The sequence below is a fragment of the Microbulbifer mixtoriginis (SeqCode) genome, assembly GCF_052467705.1.
In genome coordinates, this window is record NZ_CP174322.1 from 2,104,099 (window position 1) to 2,121,589 (window position 17,491).

Annotated in this window: 11 protein-coding genes; 4 read left to right on the forward strand and 7 right to left on the reverse strand. The window is 44.0% G+C overall.

The features are described from left to right. Positions 1-368: 368 nt before the first annotated feature. Positions 369-2,585, forward strand: coding sequence for a M3 family metallopeptidase (locus ACJJIB_RS09470; RefSeq protein ID WP_444888681.1), 2,217 nt, complete (start codon positions 369-371; stop codon positions 2,583-2,585). 611 nt (positions 2,586-3,196) lie between these two features. Beyond that, on the forward strand, positions 3,197-5,422 hold the full coding sequence (locus ACJJIB_RS09475) for a M12 family metallopeptidase (RefSeq protein WP_444888682.1): 2,226 nt from the start codon (positions 3,197-3,199) through the stop codon (positions 5,420-5,422). Positions 5,423-5,610: 188 nt separating this feature from the next. On the opposite strand, the gene ybiA is transcribed toward ACJJIB_RS09475, so the two are convergent. Both ybiA and ACJJIB_RS09485 read right to left on the reverse strand, forming a co-directional pair. Further along, on the reverse strand, positions 5,611-6,168 hold the full coding sequence (gene ybiA, locus ACJJIB_RS09480) for a riboflavin biosynthesis intermediates N-glycosidase (RefSeq protein WP_444888683.1): 558 nt from the start codon (positions 6,166-6,168) through the stop codon (positions 5,611-5,613). Positions 6,169-6,705: 537 nt separating this feature from the next. Continuing rightward, positions 6,706-6,855 (reverse strand): hypothetical protein, encoded by a 150-nt coding sequence (locus ACJJIB_RS09485; protein ID WP_444888684.1) that lies wholly within the window; start codon positions 6,853-6,855, stop codon positions 6,706-6,708. A gap of 644 nt (positions 6,856-7,499) precedes the next feature. On the opposite strand from ACJJIB_RS09485, the gene ACJJIB_RS09490 reads away from it, so the two are divergent. Further along, on the forward strand, positions 7,500-9,371 hold the full coding sequence (locus ACJJIB_RS09490; protein WP_444888685.1) for a phosphatidylinositol-specific phospholipase C domain-containing protein: 1,872 nt from the start codon (positions 7,500-7,502) through the stop codon (positions 9,369-9,371). A gap of 360 nt (positions 9,372-9,731) precedes the next feature. Here the strand turns inward: ACJJIB_RS09490 and ACJJIB_RS09495 are convergent, their stop codons facing one another. From ACJJIB_RS09495 to ACJJIB_RS09515, 5 genes are all read right to left on the reverse strand, one after another. After that, positions 9,732-11,387, reverse strand: coding sequence for an amidohydrolase (locus ACJJIB_RS09495; RefSeq protein WP_444888686.1), 1,656 nt, complete (start codon positions 11,385-11,387; stop codon positions 9,732-9,734). 110 nt (positions 11,388-11,497) lie between these two features. Then, complete coding sequence (locus ACJJIB_RS09500) at positions 11,498-12,559, reverse strand: PQQ-dependent sugar dehydrogenase (protein WP_444888687.1); 1,062 nt, start codon at positions 12,557-12,559, stop codon at positions 11,498-11,500. A gap of 914 nt (positions 12,560-13,473) precedes the next feature. Beyond that, positions 13,474-13,875 carry a hypothetical protein gene (locus tag ACJJIB_RS09505; protein WP_444885330.1) on the reverse strand — a complete coding sequence of 134 codons (402 nt, stop codon included), beginning with the start codon at positions 13,873-13,875 and terminating at the stop codon, positions 13,474-13,476. A 1,166-nt stretch (positions 13,876-15,041) separates the two neighbouring features. After that, positions 15,042-15,458: a DUF805 domain-containing protein gene (locus ACJJIB_RS09510; RefSeq protein WP_444888688.1), complete on the reverse strand. Its 417-nt coding sequence runs from the start codon at positions 15,456-15,458 to the stop codon at positions 15,042-15,044. 28 nt (positions 15,459-15,486) lie between these two features. Further along, the gene (locus ACJJIB_RS09515) at positions 15,487-16,953 is read right to left on the reverse strand and encodes an MltF family protein (RefSeq protein ID WP_444888689.1); all 1,467 of its coding nucleotides are present in this window, start codon (positions 16,951-16,953) and stop codon (positions 15,487-15,489) included. A gap of 149 nt (positions 16,954-17,102) precedes the next feature. Between ACJJIB_RS09515 and ACJJIB_RS09520 the strand changes: the two genes are divergently transcribed. Continuing rightward, the gene (locus ACJJIB_RS09520) at positions 17,103-17,417 is read left to right on the forward strand and encodes a hypothetical protein (protein ID WP_252085480.1); all 315 of its coding nucleotides are present in this window, start codon (positions 17,103-17,105) and stop codon (positions 17,415-17,417) included. The last annotated feature ends 74 nt before the right edge of the window (positions 17,418-17,491 follow it).

A 17,491-nucleotide genomic window follows, 5' to 3' on the forward strand; every position in this document is an offset into this window, starting at 1 on the left:
GAACTCAATGTTTTAGCGGGCGTGCCACTGTTGTCTACTTGATGTTCTGTAGATTTCTTGGGCAGCAGCACCCGTATTGAGATCGCCTAACTTACTTTATTGAGAGGCTAAATGAGCCACATTGGCTAATTATTCGAATGATTTATAAGTTCAAATGAAATCACTTAATAAATCGTTATCAAGATAAAGTATACTCTTTATGTCCATGGTGGCGCCGGTAGTCCAAAGGGGGAGGTTGTCGCACAAATCACTCACTTAGCCGCAGTTTCAGACTGCTGAGACGGTAGAATTGGCCGGCATAGGCCAAGAGAGGGTAGAATCCCGCTCTTAAAACTATTAAAAGACCCTTTTTTACGAGGAGATAGCAAATGCGTCAGACAATGATCGCACTAGCCGTAGCCGCATCCCTGGCGGTTGTGGGCGGTTGTGGTGAAAAGGCAAAACAGGCTGAGGTAGCTAAAGACACTGTGAAAGCCGAAGAGTCCATGGCTGTAACTCCAGAGCACGCCAGTAACAAGCTGCTGGCAGAGTGGACTGGTCCCTTTGGTGGTGTACCTGCGTTTGACAAGATGAAGCTGGAAGATCTCAAGCCCGCAATTGAAAAAGGTATTGAGATAAGCCTTACCGAGCTAGGTGCGATCGCTTCAGATTCCGCTGAACCAACCTTTGCTAACACCATTGTGCCGATGGAGCGCAGTGGCGCCGAGCTAAGCCGCGCAACGGCTTACTATGGAATCTGGGCTGCGAATATGTCTTCACCAGAGTTCCGCAAAGTTCAGCAAGAGCTGGCACCGATCTGGGCTGATTACGAGTCCAAAATTTATCAGAACAAAGACTTGTTTAAGCGCATCAAGGCGATCTACGATCAGCGCAACGCGATGGACCTGGATGCTGAACAGAAGCGTGTGGTTGAGCTGATCTATACCCAGTTCTCTACCAATGGTGCCACCCTGGAAGGTAAGGCCAAGGAGCGCTATGCGGAAATCAACAAGCGCCTGGCTGAACTTTATACCAAGTTCTCCAACAATGTACTGGCAGATGAGGAAGGCTACGATATCTTCCTGAGCAAAGATCAGTTGAGCGGCCTGCCGGAATCCTTCGTTGCAGCGGCGGCAGCACTGGCGGAAGAGAAGGGCGAGAAGGGTAAGTACGCAATAACCAATTCCCGCTCCTCTATGGATCCATTCCTGACTTACTCCGATGATCGCGAGCTGCGCAAGCAAGTATGGACCAACTACTACAGCCGTGGGGACAATGGCGATGAGCACGATAACAACGCCATCATCGCTGAAATCCTGAAGCTGCGTGATGAGCGCGTAGGCCTGCAGGGCTTCGATAACTACGCTGAATGGCGCCTGCAAGACCGTATGGCTAAAAATCCTGAGCGGGCCATGGACCTGATGGAAGCGGTATGGCCCGCAGCAGTTGCCCGCGTAAAAGAAGAAGTAGCTGATATGCAGGCGGTGGCGGATGCCGAGAAAGCCAATATCACTATTGAGCCCTGGGACTACCGTTACTACGCCGAGAAGGTTCGCAAGGCCAAGTACGACCTGAACTCCGATGAAGTGAAGCAGTACCTGCAGCTAGATAACCTGCGTGAAGCCATGTTCTACGTAGCTGGTGAGTTGTTCAACTTCAAATTCACCCCGGTGAAAGAAGGTTCCGTACCGGTATTCCACGAAGATGTTAAAGTCTGGGAAGTCACTGACAAGACCAGTGGCGACCATATCGGCCTCTGGTACCTGGACCCATTTGCCCGTGCTGGCAAGCGTTCCGGTGCCTGGGCAACCATGTATCGTGACCACTCCACCTTTGATGGCAAGAAGAACGTCTTGTCTTCTAACAACTCAAACTTTATCAAGGGCGCGCCGGGTGAACCTGTGCTGGTGAGCTGGGACGATGCCGAGACCTTCTTCCACGAGTTTGGCCACGCGCTGCACTTCCTTGCTTCCAACGTGACTTACCCGACCCTGAACAGCGGTGTTCGCGACTACACCGAGTTCCAATCCCAGCTGCTGGAGCGTTGGTTGTCTACCGATGCGGTTATCGATAACTATCTGGTGCACTACAAGACTGGTGAGCCTATTCCTGCGGATCTGGTGAAGAAGATTAAGAAAGCCGCCAAGTTCAACTCTGGTTTTGCCACCACTGAGTACCTGGCCTCTGCGCTGATTGATATGAAGTTCCACACTGCTGATCCAGAGGGTATCGACCCAGATAAGTTTGAGCGTGAAACTCTGGATAAGCTGGGCATGCCGAAAGAGCTGGTCATGCGTCACCGCACCCCGCACTTTGGCCATATCTTCTCTGGTGAAGGTTATGCAGCTAGCTACTACGGTTACATGTGGGCCGACGTGCTGACTTCCGACGCCTCTGAGGCCTTCTCCGAGTCTAAAGGTGGCTTCTACGACAAAGAGGTAGCAGCCAAGTTGGTGAAACACCTGTTTGCACCGCGTAATGCTGTAGACCCCGCTGATGCTTATCGTGCTTTCCGTGGTCGTGATGCCAATATCGAAGCGTTGATGCGCGATCGTGGCTTCCCGATCCCGGAGAAGAAAGAGAGTACGGTTGCCTCCAAGAACTAGTTTATTGATTTAATAAATTGTTCATGAAAAAGCCGCATCTTTGGATGCGGCTTTTTTTATTTAAGTGGTCTTTGAGTTAAGAAGTGCTCGAGAATAAAAATTCATTAACCATATGTTTGCGGCATATGCAATCTGCATTGTAAAAATTTCCTATTCAATATTGGTCTCGTGATCCCCTCATTGGCTGGTAAGTAGATACCCAGAAATTATTTCTAGGACGAATTTTCAATACTGGGCAAGGTCTTCATTTCTAAAAGTAAGTCCCTAGCTATATCTGCTGCCCTCTATTTTTAGCGGAATCAGATAGCTGGGTCTTATGTTCCATTTCTGATTGGTCGTTGTTTTTTTGTTTTGTTATTTGTTAAAAAAATTTAACTAAAAATATTAGGTTGCTTGTTGAAGTGTTCTTCTCTTTTTCTGCCCTTGTGCTTATAAATTAGCAATAAATATCCTATCGACCTTAAATTTCAACGGCTGTATTCTTGCCCGCGTCGACATGCCCATTGATATTTTATTATTTTGACTTATATCAATTGGTTTTGTCGCCTTTCAAAATCTTAAACACCAGATTAGGTTACAAATCCGTGAATTTTCAGAGAAGGAACATGAAAATGAAAAAGTTAACCGGTGCAGTGCTGGGGGTTACCACAAGCTTGGCCTTATTAAGTCAATTGACACTGGCATCAAGCCAGGCAGTGGCTAATAGTATTCCAAACTTTACCGAGAATGAATTTGCACAACTGGAAGAGCAATTCTCCTCAAGGAAGGTGATGGTTGATGGCAAACTCTATCAGTTAACTGGGGATATGCTGGAGCTGGTTCCACAGGAATCCGGGCAGGTCAGTATAATGTCAGCCTTTGAGTTGTCAGCAAATAAGTGGCCTGAAGGTGTTGTCTATTATGATTTTCATGAAGACGTAACAGAAGAAAACCGTCAGCGATTCGTTGATGCTACCAAGGTCTGGGAAGAGGTCGCAGATTTACATTTTAAATTGCGCAAAGACCAAACCAATTATATCTACGTGCGAAATGGCAGTGAAAATCGATCTATGGTTGGAATGTCTGGTGGCGGGCAGTTTTTCAGTATGAAAGACTGGAGTATGAAATATATTATTGTTCATGAGCTGGGTCATGCTATCGGCATGAGACATGAGCAGCAGCGTTCTGACCGGGATCAATATGTGATGATCCTGGAAGACAATATAAAGCCAGCGTATATCTACAATTTTGATGTTCGCCAATCACACAACTATAGCGAATACGACTTCCTGTCAGTCATGCACTACCCCTCCCGCGCATATAGTGCTAATGGGGGTGCGACAATTGTCCCCAAAAAAGGCTATGAGAAATATGATGGCATTGTAGGGCAGCGCGTTGACCTCGGAGCTGGTGATCAGGTAGGGGCGGCTTCTCACTATGGTACTGTGAATATCAACATTCCTGATCCGGCATTTAAATCTTATTTGCTTGCTTACTTTGATGCCGATAATAATGGTGAAATAAGTAGTTTAGAGGCGGCGAAGGTTGAGAAAATTCATACCCCTGGAAACGGTGAAATTCAATCTTTGCAAGGTATACATCTTTTTCGATATCTAAAATATCTTACTGTTGCTAGTGAAAATTTAACCGAGGTTCCTGAGTTGCCCAAGCGCTTGGAGTCTATGAATTTCTCTGGCAACCATTTGGATTCCGTTCAATTTGAGTGGGTAATGGATAAGCCTTTCCTAAAAGAGGTAGATTTCACCAATAATTTATTGGATGTTTATTCCTGTGAAATGCTCACTTTTATCAATGGTGTGATCGAGGGCGGTAATATCCAATACAGCCCGGTTAAGGGTGGTGAAACATTTATTTGTGATGAAGAGGCGGAGCGAACACTTATTTCTGGCAAACCAAGGGTCGACTTACGGGGGAAAGATGGCAAGCTATTTCACATTGATGTCCCTGAAAATGCTCAAAAACTGACTATTCAAACAGAAGAGTCGGAAATAGGCGGTGAGATGAATGTATATGTGGCTCATAACCGCCTACCCGATACCACAGATTTTGACTACAAGTCTGAAAATGCCGGTAATATCGAAAACATACAGATCATCTCGCCTCAGTCAGGCCGTTGGCATGTATTGCTCACACCGGTAGAGCGTTCATTTGAAGGCGTGGATCTAACCGCGACTCTGGATTTGGGAGGTGAGCCTGGCAACCAGCTAGTCAACCTTCAGGAAATAGGTGGGTTGGCTGCCAGCAAGGGGGAGGCCTTGTATTTCACCATGAACGTTCCCCAAAATGCTAAAGATCTACAGTTTGCCATGAATGGCGGCAGTGGTGATGCAGATCTCTATGTGCGTTTTGGTGAGAAGCCAACGGAATCTGTCTACGACTATCGTCCCTATATAAGTGGTAATGACGAAACTGCTTCAATTGCTAATCCGAAAGCGGGTGTGTGGCATATTATGCTATTGGGCTATGCGGATTTTGAGCAAGTCACTTTAATGGGCTCCTTCAAAACGTCTACCCCAGAAGAGTTTCTCGTAGCTGGTGAGACCATCGCCGACTTGGGTGGCAAAGCGGGTGATGCGCTCACTTTTAAAATTCAAGTGCCAGAGGGTGTAGCCAAGCTCTCTATTGCCACCGGACCTTCATTTATCGCTTCTCTTGGTGATGCAGATTTGTATATAAAGTACAATGAGGAGGCTTCTGTGAGCAATGCGGATTTCACTTCAGAAAACTGGACCAGTCATGAGTCTATAAATGTGAGTGCGCCTCAAGCAGGCGTCTGGTATGTCACCGTTTATGGCTACACTGATTTTGAAAATCTCTGGTTAAGTGTTGATTATTAACGGCTAGGTAATTTATTGATTTTGGGTGATGGGTTGATTTAAATTTAAATCAACCCATTGCCTGCTTTGCTTTTAAAAAATTGATCAATTGCAATATTTTGTGTGTGCTTGATTCAGTGAAAGCGACTTGGGGAAGGTTGGGTCATACTTTATTGGCGATATTGGTTGAAACTACTTAGGGCTTCATCCTAGGAGGGGTTAAAGCTCAGTTGATCTCTCACTTCCATAAGTGCAAAGCCCATAAGGTTAAGGCCTGCCCAGGTTCTTGGGTCTTGTATTGTCGAGCTATCCTGCGCTTGACCTACCCCCCAAATTTTATCAACGGGGCTAGCCTCCACCAGGATCCTATCTTTTGTATTGAGCAGAAATCTCTTCAGGTCATTATTTTGGGAAAACTTAGCAAGGTTTCCATTAACGACAATCTCAAATCGTTTTTTTATCCAGATGTCATGGCTAAAACCAACAACCTGCCGGCCTAACTCCTTGGCTTTACCAGGGTGATCTGAGGTTAGAATCTTTTCACAGGCCTTGTGGTCCTTAAAAAGTTTGGCCTTGTGGTACATCATGTAGTGTTCAGCGGTAATAAAATGATACCCATCTTCCTCGAATTTGGTGTCATACCACTGGCTAAGACAGCTCTTTGAGATCTGGTTATCTATTTCTTGATGCTCCCAAAAAAAGACATACTTAACTGTATTTCCGTTATCTACGAAGTCGATAAGTTGATCTCTTGACCTTATATTCATTTTTTATCCATTTAAAGTTTGTTTTGATGTAAAACTCTTTGTTCGGAGAGTTTGTTACTGAAAAGCTATAGATCCACTTTTAATGGAACATTATAGATATAATTGGGGCCGCTGGAGCTCCAGATCACATACTTTTAGTATGAGTTTAGACAAGTATCTGAGGATTTATGCAGGGAATATAACTCTTAGCTAATTATAATAATTGCTGAGATTCTTTCTCTCCTTCAATCCAAGTCTGCAAAACCTATATCTGCCAGATTTCTTGTGAGTCAATTTCAACAATTCATAACTCGAAAGATAAAATCGGCAAACTTTCTGGGCGGTAGGTCGCCTATGATCTCTTCCTGATGGCAGGCATAGGCTGCATTCAGGGGAAATGCATATAAAAAGCCTCAGAGCCATTACTTCTATGGTACGCCAGCCTCTACTGGGGGTACTCAGGTGGTCAAGACGGGTTGCTATTGTATGGAGGCAATCAGGGTGAGCTGCAGGAAGCGGATAATATCTCCACCTCAACCACCTGCGCTGGCCATATCCTTACTGACTTTTCTTTTTATCCAGGGTCTCAAGAACCTTGAGTACGATGTGGTTGGCTCTACAGCCAATTTCATGTTCGTTTGCCTGAAAATTGTTATCAATGGCCAGCTTTAGTAGCGATAACAGTTTTCTCTCTGGGTAGAGCTGCAACCCTTTCTCCTATCAGTAGTCGTGATAGTATTCCAGAAGCGCCTCGCCACGCCTGCCCAGGGCACCATCGGTAGATAATTTAATACTGCGTATGTAGTGTTGCGCATCAAAGTTGATACTAAGAATTTTGTTCTTAAATAATATTTTTTAGAAAATAGATTGCTAAAATGAATCTTAAATATAGGAAAAGTTACTAAGGGGCAATTTTTTGACTTGGCTAGTAGTTTGTTTTGCCATTTGAGTGCAGCACAAAGCTAGTATGAGCGCTCAGATCCACTGAAGGTCAACATGGTTAGATGAAAGGAAATAAGCTCAGGTCTTTCGTGTCATTATTTTAAGTCCGATATCATCATAATTACATCGCACTTCTTACTTGCATGTCACTTGCGGTTAAATGTTGACGCTTATTGTTATGTTGTGGCGTGACACATCATTAATGTTTCCAAGGTGGCTAACTAAGGTATTTATTCGCATCGTATTTTAGCACGCTGGGCGAGAATATGTAAATAAGCTCCCTAATGTTGTGAATTTTTTGAGGATTTTACATATTCTTATTTGGCATGGTTGAAAAGTATTTGTAAATGGCGACAATATTTTGTGATTGAAATAAAATTTTTTTTTAGATTAATATAAAGCCGAATAAAATGAAAAAAATAATTTACTTTCCCTTGCTAGCTCTTTCTCTGGCTGCAAATGCTGAATTCTATGATCCTATTGATGTGGATACTTTTATAGTATCAGATACCTATAAAAAATTGAGATTACAAAGAGATTTCAATTTAAAGACTCCATTTTCGCAGCAAAGTTTTTGGGGGTCGCACAATACTTACAATACTTACTCTCATAATTACCCATGGCCTAACCAGGGTATCAGTATATATGATCAGTTGCGAATGGGGGCTCAATTCATTGAACTTGATTTGAGTTACGAAAGGAGTGGAATTCGACTATGCCATGCAGTTTGTGGGACTGTTGATCAGAGTTTGAGCGATGGCCTTTTAGAAGTAAAAAATTTTCTTGATAACCCGTCTTTTAAGAATCAAGTTGTTATTATCTACTTGGAAGATAGAAATAATAATGTAGGTTATAGTGATAACGCAAGTGCTGAGCTGTTGGATACAATTAACAATACGATTGGAGATTATGTCTATAAAAGCAATGGCATTGGTAGTATTCCGAAGAATTTAACTCCGCAAAATGTTTTGGCTCAAGGCAAACGCGTGGTTATTTATAAAGATCGTGATGTTAGTGTTAACGGTACATTAAATAACATGCTGTTTACTGGCTTGGGGCATATTGGTAGGAGTGCAGAATCAATTGCTAATGATTTTATTCCTCCCCAGAACCCATGGGAGAGTTTTAAGGATTTTGACTTCGATAAAATCCAAAATATTCACAGAAGTAACCAAGCTAATCTAGTTAATCTTGACCATATTGGTGGAGAGTACAATGACCTTGCCGCAATGGTTTGGAGTTGGGATCCGCTAATGAGAGGAAATGCAACTGGTGATAGTTACTTGAGGGCTATTGCTTCTGATGGTGTTTACCTCAATTCTGGCTGGAATGTCAGTGGTAATACATCTGAAAAGGCGCGATTTGCTTGTACAGATGGGAATACCTGGAGGATTACAGCTGGGGAGAACACATTTAATACAGGCGAGACGACCTGTCAGAATGAATTTAATGAGGGATATCACTTTGCGTATCCGAGAAACGCCTATGAAAATCAGCAATTAATAAATGCAATTACGGAATTGTTTCCCGATAGTACTTCTCTGATTGTTTATGACAACCAGCATAAGACTGGCGAGTCAAAGGTCATCAATGTTGAGGGTAGTTTTGGAGGAACCATAAATTTGAGTGAAGACTGGCATGACCGAATAAGCTCTCTGGTGGTTCCGAGTTGCTGTTACATAACAGCATGGACTGAAGAAGATCAAGGTGGGATTCCACAATTTTTCTACGGAGGAACATATAATACCATTTCGAATGGTTTTGATAATGCAATCAAGAGTTTTGCCATTTCTGAGAGGGGGCCTAGCGATCCCTACCGTCCGCCGGTAAAAGTGTGGTTAGCATTGACTGTGGGGGACAATCAAACTACCACTACTACCACACAGGCTTTTTGCGGCCAATCTGAATTGCCAGTATCAGATAGCCTGCCAGCAGATCATACAAATTTTTACAATGGTGAAACTCTGCTAGCCACTAATAAGGCTCGCCTTGAATTTAGTGGTGGGGAATTGAATTACTATGTGTGTGAAAAAAGAGTATGGACTTCTCCCAATTGGAGGCCTACTAATGACTCTCCAAGGGTGGTTTTCCAGGGGGACGGACACCTTGTAATTTATGGTTCATTAGAGGGTGGATTCCATCATCCCGTTTGGGGGTCGGGGACACATGGTAAAGGTGTTACCGCGCTTCGTATAGACGAAAACTGTAAGCTTGTATTTGAGGATTCTAGCGGCGTAGTTAAAAAAATATTAGTTGATGGGTCATCTAACTGTTCCAAATGATCGGCAACGAGTCGCTCTTAATTGCAATGATAAGATTGAGGGTCCTTGTTGCTTCAATTTAATCGAATAAATCTTAGTGCAAGAATATCTTCTATAAGGTTGAAACATATTTTCCTTGCTTTAGATAAAAACTGATAAATCTGCAGCTTATCGATGCACAACTTAGATCGCTCAGACTAGTCTGAGCGATCTGTTTGTGAAAAAGTAAATAGGGAGCTAGCAAGTCCTTGTAACTATTTACTATGAACTAAGATCTGCCCTTTAATACGATATCTGTAGAGTCGCGCCTTTAAATTTATGGATCCGAATCCTGCAGTGGATATTCGTTGACCACTCAGGGCAGGAGAAGTGTAGACAAACCTATAAAAACGTATTCTGGTATACCCTTTTCCCCTCAACCCAGGTCTCCATTACTTTTACTTTCCAGATTTCCTGAGGGTCAATCTTAAAGATATTTTTATCCAATAAAATAAAGTCTGCAAATTTCCCTGCTTCAAGGCTGCCAATCATTTTCTCTTGGTGGCCGGCATAGGCTGCATCCAGGGTAAATGCGCGTAGGGCTTGCTCCAGCGTCATTGCTTCTTTGGTGCGCCAGCCTTTGCTAGGGTTACCCTGGCGGTCGCGGCGGGTGGTTGCGGCATGAAGGCCAAACAAAGGGTTAGCGGGTTCAACCGGGAAGTCGGAGCCAGCGGCTATTGGTGTGCCCTGGTTGAGAAGTGTTTGCCAGGCGTAGGCGCCGATCAGGCGTTTATCACCAAGGCGGTCACCCGCCATATTTTTGTCGCTAGTGGCGTGGGTGGGCTGCATGGAGGCAATCAGGTTGAGCTGTGCGAAGCGGGGAATATCCTTCACCTCTATAACCTGTGCGTGCTCTACGCGGTGGCGATACTCTTGCTGGCTTTTCTTTTTATCCAGGGCCTCAAGATGGTTGAGTACGATATGATTGGCTCTATCGCCAATCGCATGTACGTTCACCTGGAAGTTGTTATCCGTGGCCAGTTTCAGTAGCGATAACATTTTGCTCTCTGGGTAGAGCAGCAACCCCTTCTCCTGTGGGCGGTCGTGATAGGGTTCCAGAAGCGCTGCGCCACGGCTGCCCAAGGCACCATCGGCAGATAATTTAATGCTGCGCATATAAAGTCGCGTTTCTGGGCTGCCGATATGGCCAGCCTTCAGTAACTTAACATAGTTGTGGCTGTCCACCGATAACATTGGATAAACCCGCATAGGAATGGCGTTTTCCTTGGCCAATTCTCGGTAGGCAGTGAGGGTTTGTTCGTTGATACCCGCATCGTGCACACTGGTCAATCCCAGAGAAAGCGCCGTAGTAAAGGCGTTTTGCAGGGACTTTTTTTCCTGGGCTAGGGTGGGGGAAGGTACTGCCTGTTGTAGCAGGCTCATGGCGTTGTCAATTAAGATCCCAGTGGGTTCCCCTTCGCTATCCCGCAGAATCTCTCCGCCCTCAGGGGCCTGCGTGCTCTTATCGATACCGGCAAGATGCAGGGCTTTGGAGTTTGCCCAGCCTGCGTGGCCATCTACCCGACGCAACCAGATGGGATGATCAATCTCCAGAGCGTCCAGTTGCTCTCGACTGGGGAATTGTTTACCGGGCCAGGTGACTTGGTTCCAACCGCGGCCAAGCAGCCACTGGCCTGGTTCCAGTCTCTCGGCTTGGTGTTTTATCGCCGCAAGGGAATCCTCCAGAGAGTGGTCGCGCAGATCCAGTAACTCATTAAGTTGCCCAAGGCCCAGCATATGTCCGTGAGCATCAATCAGGCCGGGCAATAAGGTCTTGCCCTTGGCATCTATCCGTTCAGCATCTGAATACTTTTCATCCAGCTCAGTAAAATTACCAGTCTCCAGCACCTTGCCCTGGTCGAAGGCCATGGCATTGAACTGAATTAACGCTTTATCCGTGGTTTGGTATCCTGAAAAGTTATGGATGAGTGTCACTGCCTGGGAGCTGATAGAAGTGGCGGCAAGTAGTGTCGCCGCCAAAGTTTGGGCTAGACGCATATTGGAATGCCTTGTTGTTTTCGTTATTGGCCATTCTATGGTGGCTTCATGCCCCCTGAAAAGTAGATTAAATGGCTACTGGGTTAATGAGTGTGGGAGTAGGGGGCTTCTTACTGATCGGGTTCTATACGAAGTAAATGGCCCTGGGGTCCATCGGTGATGATGTAGAGATTGCCGTCTGCTCCGATTTCAGCGTCTCGAACCCGCTCACCGATGACAATTCTTCTCTCAATATTCAGCGGATCCCCTTGCGGATTGATTACCCTCAGGTCTTGGGTGACCAAACCAGCGGAAAGGAGGTGACCACGCCACTGTGGAAATGCTGTGCCGGTATAAATGGTGAGGCCGCCGGGGGCATGGGTATCAATCCAGGCAAGGAACGGAGAGGTAAATTCCGGGCTGGCAATTTTGAAAGAGATATTGGATCCATCCCGATAATCCCTACCAAAGGTCACCCTGGGCCAACCGTAGTTAGCGCCCTTTTGGACTTGGTTTAATTCGTCTCCAGCTGCAGGACCGTGCTCTGAGGACCAGATAACCTGGCTTTCAGGGTCGATAGCAAGCCCCTGAGGGTTGCGGTGACCAAAACTCCAAATCTCTGGGAGGGCGCCTTTGGTATTTACAAAGGGGTTGTCATCAGGTACTGAACCATCAGGGCTAATACGGATTATTGAACCAAAGTGTGTTTGTAGATTTTGTCCCTGCTCACGGGCAAAGATGTCGAGAAAATCCTGTGGGGGGTTGCCGCCGTCCCCAATACTGGCCAGCAGGGTACCGTCAGGGAGAAAGGCAAATCTCGAACCAAAATGTGCGCTATTCTTTTTACCCTGAGCTGCCTTGAATATCTCTTGAAAGTCCACCAGCTGGCCACCTTGCCACCTTCCCCTACCAATAGTTAGGCGGTTACTTTCAGTATTGCCACTAGCGTAACTGAAATAAAGTAGCTGGTCTTTGTCAAAGTTTGGGCTGGCAATTACATCCAGAAGCCCTCCTTGCCCCTCAAAGAAAACCTGCGCTGGAAAATCAATAGCTTCGGAAAGGGTATTGTTGCTTATGGTGCGTAACTTACCATCTCGCTGAGTGATGATTAGAGCGCCATCAGGGAGCAAGGCTATACCCCATGGATATGGAATAGGGCCTGTCACCTTACTAATCTTAATTTTGTCTATCACGGGGATCGCGCCCCGGGAAAGAAAAGTATCAGCAGAGCTTACACCAGAGATGATTGTGCAAGTGAACGCTAATAATGTTGTATAAAAAGAAATCCTTCTCACTTTAGGCGATCCCTGGGGTAGGTGGGTGTGCCGAACAGTATAACAATAGGGCTATTGACAACAATATCGATTTGCCCAGTGCAATGAGCACTACGCATTGCATGAAGAGTCTCTTCCTTAGTGGTACCTAGTCTATACTGAACTATTTTTTATTTTGTAAAAATTCAATAGTGAAATAATCAACCATTTCAGCCTATCAGCTAAAAGTAGTAGGAGAATAGTTTACTCAAAATTTTTTAGGTTTTCCGCTTTCTACTTATATCGAGATTGTGATAATGGTAGTGAAATTAGTTGATGTGGCGCCAAAATACTTTTGACTTGTGGGAGTAGACGGGTGTCAATGAATAGCAGATAACGGGGGGGGAATAGCAGCTCTTTTGGTGAAAAAAATAGCTAAGGGGGGGAGTTGTTCAGGATATGTAATTGGAATTTATAGGCTTTATGGTTAAGCGGTATTTTAATTGAGCGTGGTATGTAATACCTATGTTAATGCTATGGCCTTCATTTTCTGGGGTTTAAGATCTACATTGACAGGCCTTAATAGTCAAGCAGGCTATAGCAACTCTTAAAGAGTTCTTCTCAAGGAAATCTGATGTTTCAGCGGATTCTACCCCAGCCTCATTGAGGCTAAACAAAGAAGTTAAATCCTTTCATTGGTGAATAGCTGTTACTCAGGCGACTAATAATTTAGTTTTTCGCAGGATAATAAGCCATATCTACTAGTTAGGGTTGTTATTTGTTGAGATAGAAATAACGTGTTAAGCAGCTCTTTATGTTTTTATTTCAAACAAAACTATTTTAATACTTTTGTCTTAGTGGCGATTGTTGTGTTTAGCAGTTGCTTTTATATTCGCCACTTGCCTTACCCCAAGCCCGAACCTTTTGGCAACTGCTGATCGAGATTCACCAAAGTGCAAAGCTTGTAAAATCTCACGATTACGTGCCTGAATGTCGATTTGTCGTGATGTGGGTAAGGTGAGATAGGTACCGCCATAGATGTCACTAAGGGTTTGCAAGGATTGGATGGGTAGTATATCTATCAGCTTGCTTCTCTCTGGATATTTAGGGATATAAACATCCTGCCCTCCAAAAGAAGCTATCAGTATAAGCATATCGCTATAGCCAATTAGCTCGATAAGCTCTTGCATCAGATCTGGTAGCTTCTTGTGATCAATCTCCACACTATAAAAGCGGTTTTGGTTCCCTTGCTGCATTTTGTCATCCTTGTCAGATATAACATGCAACGAGAGTACGATTAACGATATACCCTGGCGTAGAGTGAAATGGTTCCCAATGCGTTATGGTGTGGCTTTGTGCTCTTTTGATTTTTTTAGGGATGGATGAAAGTGAAAAAAGATTTTATGATGAAAGGAAAGGTAGTATTTACAAGTTGTGGGAAAAAGTAACACCGGAGTTTGCAGTATCCGGGGTTGAATTTTGATTTTTTGATCTTTGTAGATATTTAGGAAATATATGTGGGCCCAAAGGCATTGACCTGCTAGCCGATAGCCAAATACTTTAATTCATCGTTCTATGGTGGCTCGTTGTTAATGATGAATGTTGACATTTTCAATAAATGTCAATGATTTAATACTTCTTGGTTGGGTGGGATTAATCATTGGTTGATCTCTACTTGAACTTTTCTTCTTTTAAGGGGCGTTCTATGAAGCAAGCCCTCTTGAAATAATTGTCTGGGAGAGGAGCTGATAAAAGTTAGTAGCCGCTTAAAACCATGTAGATATAACTATCAGAGGGGTATTGTTTGCCCATACTCCTAGGAGTCAATCCTTTGATGCTTTATGCTCTTTAGCCGTAATTTATAGGTAGTGCGATACTAAAAGATGAGAGAGAATGTTCACTTTAGAGAATAGTTGTTAGTTTATTGGGTGTGGGGTGGCATTCAAGAGTTGAAAACACATGCCTCATACCCTTCTATCATTCTATTGGAAGAGAAGTCTATATAGGTGTTTGAGGCTTCTTTGCTCCCTATCTTCTTTGCGAGACAGGCTTTACTTTACAGCTTATGAGGATGCTCTATTTGTCTTTATTTGATTAAAAGAGGTAAATAGAAAGTAAGAGTTTAAAAATTTATTTTTGAATTGTGATGTAATTCACTTGCTGTGTAAGTGAATTACATTGATGTGTAGAGTTTAAATCTTAAAAATTGGCTCCATGTAGGACTGTAATAATGCTTGTGGGGTGTTGTTGCTCTAAGAATTTTGTAGTTTTTTTCTTAGAGGAGTCAGTGTTTTTAATAAATTTTTTTAAACTGGCTGAAATTATTTTGTAATTAGGAGGGTGGTTGTCTGGATATGATAGGTCGCAATGTATGGTAATGTTTGATGTAAGTGCGCCCAGCGGATGGCCAGGCGCTATTTTCCTACTGAGTGTCAGGTCTGTTGTACAAGGTGTCTTCAGGTTCTAGCAACTTTTCGCTGTTTAAATTCCTGGCTGCATTGGGGGCAAAAAATAACTCTGCGCAAACCCATATTGCTCCAATGCCTGGTATGGCAACGATCAACATACGACGGGGTAGCCCAGAACTGCGAAGGCGTTTGCTGCATACTGTTAGCGAAACCCAGATTATGCTTAGTTGAACCGGGACACTGACTACCGCCATAAATATTTCTGCAGTTTTCCAAATTCCATCGCTGAAATTAAAATTGCCATATTCCAATATTAGCCCAGTAATAAACTGAATGCAGAGCACCGGTATTATAAAAAGCAGCCAGAACTGTCGCCGCGTTACGTTACCATCAAAGTTGAAATAAAAATCCAGATAGTCTTGATCCCTCATGAGCATTTCCTCATCTGATTGTCAGAGCTTATATGGTGTGGTTCCGAGGTGATGTATTATCATCGGGAATTGCTTCACTGTTTTTCTTAAGGCTCTCAAGTTGGGATCGATAAACGGCTTCTCTCTGAAATATTTTGCGAACATAATGGCGGGTTTCTGTGCCGCGGCAATAGCCATATTTTACCATTGGACTATTGTAGAACTCTGCTTTTTGCAAGAGTACGATGTAATCTTCAACTCCTTTGCTTTTGGTGGTTGAGAACCATTGGTTAGGGTTCATTCCATCCTGCAGTGCTAGTCGGCGGGCATCTAAGACGTGTCCTGCACCTGCGTTATAGGAAGCAAAAGTAAAGGCCATGGCATCCCGTTTCGGTAAATTCATCCAACGTTGATATTGGTTCAGATTGTACTTGGAGCCACCTTGGATATTTTGTGCCGGGTTAAAGTTATCCTTTACTCCCATTTCATTGGCAGTTTCAGGCATTAACTGCATTAGCCCCTGTGCCCCGGCGCGGGATATGGCATTGGGCCTAAAGTTGGATTCTATAGATGCTTGTGCGGCAAGCCATACCCAATCGAAAGGTTCAATTGCATAGCGTTTAAAGAGCTTGTCCCAGGGGCTTAGCGTGCTGTTGGATAGGATATATTCTTGTTGGTAGCCTATTCTTAGCTTGTTCGGTTGGCTCAGAAATTTCTGGAGTATTGTCTGGGCCTCTGCACTTTTCAGCCAACTGTTGAGGTCGTCGAGGAGAGAGGTATCATTATCCTTAGTTAAAGCAAAAGCAACCTTTCGATTTTCCCCAAATACCAGCGAGGTATCTAAGTTATTTCTGTAACCATTACTTCCATTCACGATGTGTTCATCGGCGATAGTGAAATCTATTTCCCCCATGCTAACGGCATCAATGAGCTCAAGAATTGATACTGCTTTATCCGCAAAACCAATTCTGATTGCTGTCATGTTTTTTCCGCTTCCGGGATAGGTCAGGGGAATTTCTTGAGATAGGGCTTTCTCCTCTATCTCATCAAGATAGGCGCTATCTTGATGAATAGTGAGTGTTTTTCCTTTTAGATCCTTGAATACTGCTAAGGCTTTTTTTTTGCGCTGTACGAGTACCTCCCGTGTTTCAAATAATGTGTGACTAAACGTTATTTGTTTTTCCCGTTTGCGGGTGTGTGTAAGATCTGCAGCTGCTATATCTACGTTTCCTTCTTTCACTAAAGTTATAATTTTGTTAATCGATGACGCTTTTTTGAATTCAATATTTACGCCCAGGTGCTCTGCATAAGCTTGTAGTAAATCGCATTCCAGCCCGGCAGGTTGACCACGATGATAATAACAGCCCACCCCATCCATTCGTGTAGCTACAGTTAACGTATCTATTGCCAGGATACTGTTGAGTCGATTCTTCGGGATCTTGCAGGCATAGATAATGACTCCTGAGAGGATCATTGCTGAGAGAAGGAAAATCCAACTTTTATTGAATGACTTCATGATAGCTCCTTGACTTGGTTTAAATCTTGGAGCCTATCGATGTCTCGCTAAGCCAAAAGGAGGAAGCAATTCCCGATTAACTGGTTATAAATCGCGGTTTAGAGTGATCGGGCTACATACCTAGCAACCCTCTAAGAGAAGGAAAAAACATGTCTGATGAAACTGATAGCAACTTGGAAGGAATTGATCCCTCGCCTTACCGGGATCGGCTCGACCCCAAAGTATCTGATGAAACCACTTCAAGTGCTGCGAAAAGCCTAAATCTAGATGGATTGCGTGATCTGTCTGCACTTTCCAAATTACAGGTACGTGAATTTACTCATACCAGTTCTACCCAGATGCAGGCCACATCCAATGCCATGACACAAATGGCTGCGGCTGGCGCCACTGCGGTAAATGCTATTTTGGGTAATGGTAGTAAAGGGGAGGGGCAGAAAGATACTGCACAGCTATCTAATCGCTGATGGAGAAAAGTTTCCCGATTATCAGTGATTGGGATTTTCCGTACAGTGATATAGCCCAATAACTGGGTTGATTA

Coding starts and splice junctions, on each gene's coding strand:
- ACJJIB_RS09470 (WP_444888681.1), top strand. CDS start 369: ATGCGTCAGACAATGATCGCACTAGCCGTAGCCGCATCCCTGGCGGTT.
- ACJJIB_RS09475 (WP_444888682.1), top strand. CDS start 3,197: ATGAAAAAGTTAACCGGTGCAGTGCTGGGGGTTACCACAAGCTTGGCC.
- ybiA (WP_444888683.1), bottom strand. CDS start 6,168: ATGAATATAAGGTCAAGAGATCAACTTATCGACTTCGTAGATAACGGA.
- ACJJIB_RS09490 (WP_444888685.1), top strand. CDS start 7,500: ATGAAAAAAATAATTTACTTTCCCTTGCTAGCTCTTTCTCTGGCTGCA.
- ACJJIB_RS09495 (WP_444888686.1), bottom strand. CDS start 11,387: ATGCGTCTAGCCCAAACTTTGGCGGCGACACTACTTGCCGCCACTTCT.
- ACJJIB_RS09505 (WP_444885330.1), bottom strand. CDS start 13,875: ATGCAGCAAGGGAACCAAAACCGCTTTTATAGTGTGGAGATTGATCAC.
- ACJJIB_RS09510 (WP_444888688.1), bottom strand. CDS start 15,458: ATGAGGGATCAAGACTATCTGGATTTTTATTTCAACTTTGATGGTAAC.
- ACJJIB_RS09515 (WP_444888689.1), bottom strand. CDS start 16,953: ATGAAGTCATTCAATAAAAGTTGGATTTTCCTTCTCTCAGCAATGATC.
- ACJJIB_RS09520 (WP_252085480.1), top strand. CDS start 17,103: ATGTCTGATGAAACTGATAGCAACTTGGAAGGAATTGATCCCTCGCCT.